The sequence below is a fragment of the Protofrankia sp. CiP1_Cm_nod3 genome, from assembly GCF_982290655.1.
Window position 1 is genome coordinate 58,446 of record NZ_CEVIVD010000014.1, and the last position, 3,830, is coordinate 62,275.

Genomic DNA, 3,830 nt, shown 5'->3' on the forward strand with positions numbered 1-3,830 from the left:
AGCGCCGGGGCGGGCCGGTGGCGTGGGTGCTCTCGGCGCGCGGCGGGGACGCCCTGCGTGCCCAGGCCGCGCGCCTGCACGACCATGTCGCGGCGGACCCGTCCGCGCGTCCGGTCGACGTGGCCGCGGCGCTGGTGCGGGGCCGGGCCGCCTTCGCCCACCGCGCGGCGGTCGTCGGCGACGACCGGGACGCCCTGCTGGCCGGGCTGGCCGGGCTGGCCCGCGGCGAGCTGCCCGCGGGCACCGTGCGCGGTGCCGCCCGGGCCGGTCGGCTGGCCGTCTTCGTCTTCCCCGGCCAGGGCTCCCAGTGGCCGGGGATGGCCGCGGGCCTGCTCGAGGCCTCCCCCGTGTTCGCCGAGTCGATCGCGGCCAGCGCGGACGCGCTCGCCCCGTACACCGGGTGGAACCTGCTCGACGTCCTGCGCGGGGCGCCCGGCGCGCCCTCGCTGGAGCGGGTCGACGTGGTCCAGCCGGCGCTGTGGGCGGTGCTGGTCTCGCTGGCGGCGGTGTGGCGCTCGTACGGGGTGCACCCGCACGCCGTCGTCGGGCACAGCCAGGGGGAGATCGCCGCCGCGTACGTGGCCGGCATCCTCACCCTCGACGACGCCGCCCGGATCGTCGCCCTGCGCAGCCAGGCCATCACCGCGATCGCCGGGCAGGGCGGCATGGCCTCGATCGCGCTGCCCGCGGACGACGTGCGGGCGCGGCTGGCCGACAGCGGCATCGGTGACGCCGTGTCGCTGGCGGCCGTCAACGGCCCGCGGTCGACCGTCGTCGCCGGCAGCCCGCGGGCGCTGGCGGAGCTGGTCGCCGACTACCAGGCGCGGGGGGTGCGGGCCCGGCTCGTCCCGGTGGACTACGCCTCCCACTCGCCCCAGGTCGACGGCCTGCGCGACCGCCTGCTCAGCGCGCTCGCCGGGATCACCCCCCGGGCCGGGACGATCCCGCTGCTGTCCAGCGTGACCGCCGAGCCGGTCGACGGCGGCACGCTCGACGCGGCGTACTGGTTCGCCAACCTGCGCGGCACCGTCCGGTTCGAGGCCGCCACCCGGGCCCTGCTCGGCAGCGGCCACGACGTGTTCATCGAGGTCAGCCCGCATCCGGTGCTCGTCGGCGGGATCAACGAGACGGTCGACGACGCCGGTCCGGCCGGGGCCGGCGCCGGTGTGCTCGGCACGCTGCGCCGCGACGCCGGCGGGCCGGCCCAGCTGCTGACCGCGCTGGCCGAGGCGCACGTCCACGGCCTGCCGGTCGACTGGAGCGACACCCTCGCCGGCGCCGACCCGTACGCCGTCGACCTGCCCACCTACGCGTTCCAGCGGCGCCGTTTCTGGCTCGCTCCCGCCCCGGCGGCGGCCGGCGGGCTCGCCGTGGCACCGGGCCCGTCCACCGGCCGGCCCGGCCCGGACGGCGGCGAAGGCGATCCCGGCGCGGCCGGGACGGCGGGTGCCGACGGGCTCGGGCTCGCGGCCGGGGACGTGCCCTGGGACGCGGCCGGGGCGGCGGCCGGGGCGGCGGAGCATCCGCTCGCGGCGCTGTCCCCGCAGGCGCTGCGGGAGCGGCTGACGGAGCTGGTCCGCACGACCGCGGCCGGGGTGCTCGGGCACGCGGACACGGAGCGGATCGACAACGGGCAGACCTTCCGGGACCTCGGTTTCGACTCGCTCGGCGCCGTGCGGTTCCGCGACGGGCTCGCCGCGGCGACCGACCTGACCCTGCCGAGCACCCTGGTGTTCGACTTCCCGACGCCGGCCGCCCTGGCCGAACGGCTGATCACCCTGGTGTCGGGCACGCCCGCGGCCACCGCGCGGCGCGCCCGTCGGCGCGTCAACCAGGGCGGCCCGGCCGAGCCGATCGCGATCGTCGCGGTCAGCGGGCGCTGGCCGGGCGGCGCCGACTCCCCCGAGGCGCTGTGGGAGCTCGTCGCCGACGGCCGGGACGCCATCGGCGGGTTCCCGTCGAACCGCGGCTGGGACGTCGAGGCCCTCTACGACCCCGAGCCCGGCAGGCCGGGGCGGACCTACACCCGCGACGGCGGCTTCCTCTACGACGCCGACCGCTTCGACGCGGAGTTCTTCGGGATCTCCCCGCGGGAGGCCGACGCGATGGACCCGCAGCAGCGGCTGCTGCTGGAGTCCGCCTGGGAGGCGCTCGAGCGCGCCGGCATCGACCCGCACAGCCTGCGCGGCAGCCGGTCCGGGGTGTTCGTCGGCGCCACCCAGCAGGACTACGGCCCGCGCCTGACCGACGCGCCGCGCGACGCCGAGGGCTACGTGCTCACCGGCAGCACGACATCCGTGGCCTCCGGCCGGCTGGCCTACACCCTCGGCCTGGAGGGGCCGGCGCTGACCGTCGACACCGCCTGCTCGTCCTCGCTGGTCGCGACCCATCTGGCCATCCAGTCGCTGCACAGCGGCGAGTGCGACCTGGCGCTGGCCGGCGGCGTCGCCGTGATGGCGACCCCGGGGCTGTTCACCGAGTTCTCCCGGCAGCGGGGGCTCGCCCCCGACGGCCGCAGCAAGGCGTTCGCGGCGGCGGCGGACGGCACGTCCTGGGCCGAGGGCGTCGGGTTCCTGCTGCTGGAACGGCTGTCGGACGCCCAGCGGGCCGGCCGGCGCATCCTGGCGGTGATCCGCGGCAGCGCGGTGAACTCCGACGGCGCGTCCAACGGGCTGACCGCGCCGAACGGCCAGTCCCAGCAGCGGGTTATCGCGGACGCGCTGGCCGCCGCCGGGCTCACGGCCGGCGACATCGACGCCGTCGAGGCGCACGGCACCGGCACCCGCCTCGGCGACCCGATCGAGGCGGAGGCGCTGATCGCCACCTACGGCCAGGGCCGCCCCGCCAGCCGGCCGCTGCTGCTCGGCTCGATCAAGTCGAACCTCGGCCACACCCAGACCGCGGCCGGCATCGCCGGCATCACAAAGATCATCTATGCGCTGCGCCACGGCGTCCTGCCGAAGACCCTGCACGTGGACGCCCCGTCACCGTTCGTGAACTGGTCGGCGGGCGCGGTGGAACTGCTCACCTCCGCCCGCCCCTGGCCGACAGCCGACCGCCCCCGCCGGGCCGCGGTCTCCTCCTTCGGCATCAGCGGCACCAACGCCCACATCATCATCGAGCAGTCCCCCGACCAGCCCGTCCTCGCCGACGCCGACACGAACCACCCGCTGCCCCCACCGGCAGCCCCCCTCGCAAACGCTCCGGATCACGACAACGAGGGTGGAAGTGGTCGTCCCAGCAACCACTTCCCCCCTCAATCCCCCGGGCGCGGGACGGACGGTGAGCTGACCGGCGGGCGGAGGGACAGCTCGGTGAGTGCGGGGACGGAGACGGCGGGCGCGGACGTGTCCGGCGCGGACGCGGCTGTGGGCCGGGGGGCGGTTGTAGTGCCGTGGGTGGTCTCCGCGGCGTCAGCGGAGTCGTTGCGGGCGCAGGCCGCCCGGCTGGCCGCGCACGTCAGCGCCGACAGCACGCTGCGGCCGGTGGACGTCGCCTACTCGCTGGCCACCACCCGGGCGGCTCTCCCCCACCGGGCCGCCGTCGTCGCCGGCACCCGCGACGACCTGCTCGCCGGCCTGGACGCCGTCGCCACCGGCCAGCCCCACCCCAACGTCGTCCACGGCAACGCCACCCCCGGCAAGATCGCGTTCCTGTTCACCGGGCAGGGCGCGCAGCGCCCCGGCGTCGGCCGCGAGCTCTACAACACCCACCCGATCTTCCGCCAGGCGTTCGACGAGACCACCACCGCCCTCGACACCGCCCTCGCCGAACACAGCCAGCGCCTCGACCAGCCGCCTCCCGACCGGCCACTACGGCCGCTGCGCGAG

Annotated in this window: 1 protein-coding gene; it reads left to right on the top strand. The window is 77.2% G+C overall.

Annotated features, from left to right (window positions below; genetic code table 11):
- Positions 1-26: 26 nt before the first annotated feature.
- Positions 27-3,830: acyltransferase domain-containing protein (locus tag AC5LUJ_RS05280; RefSeq protein ID WP_493464553.1), on the top strand; the 3,804-nt coding region annotated here is incomplete at its 3' end.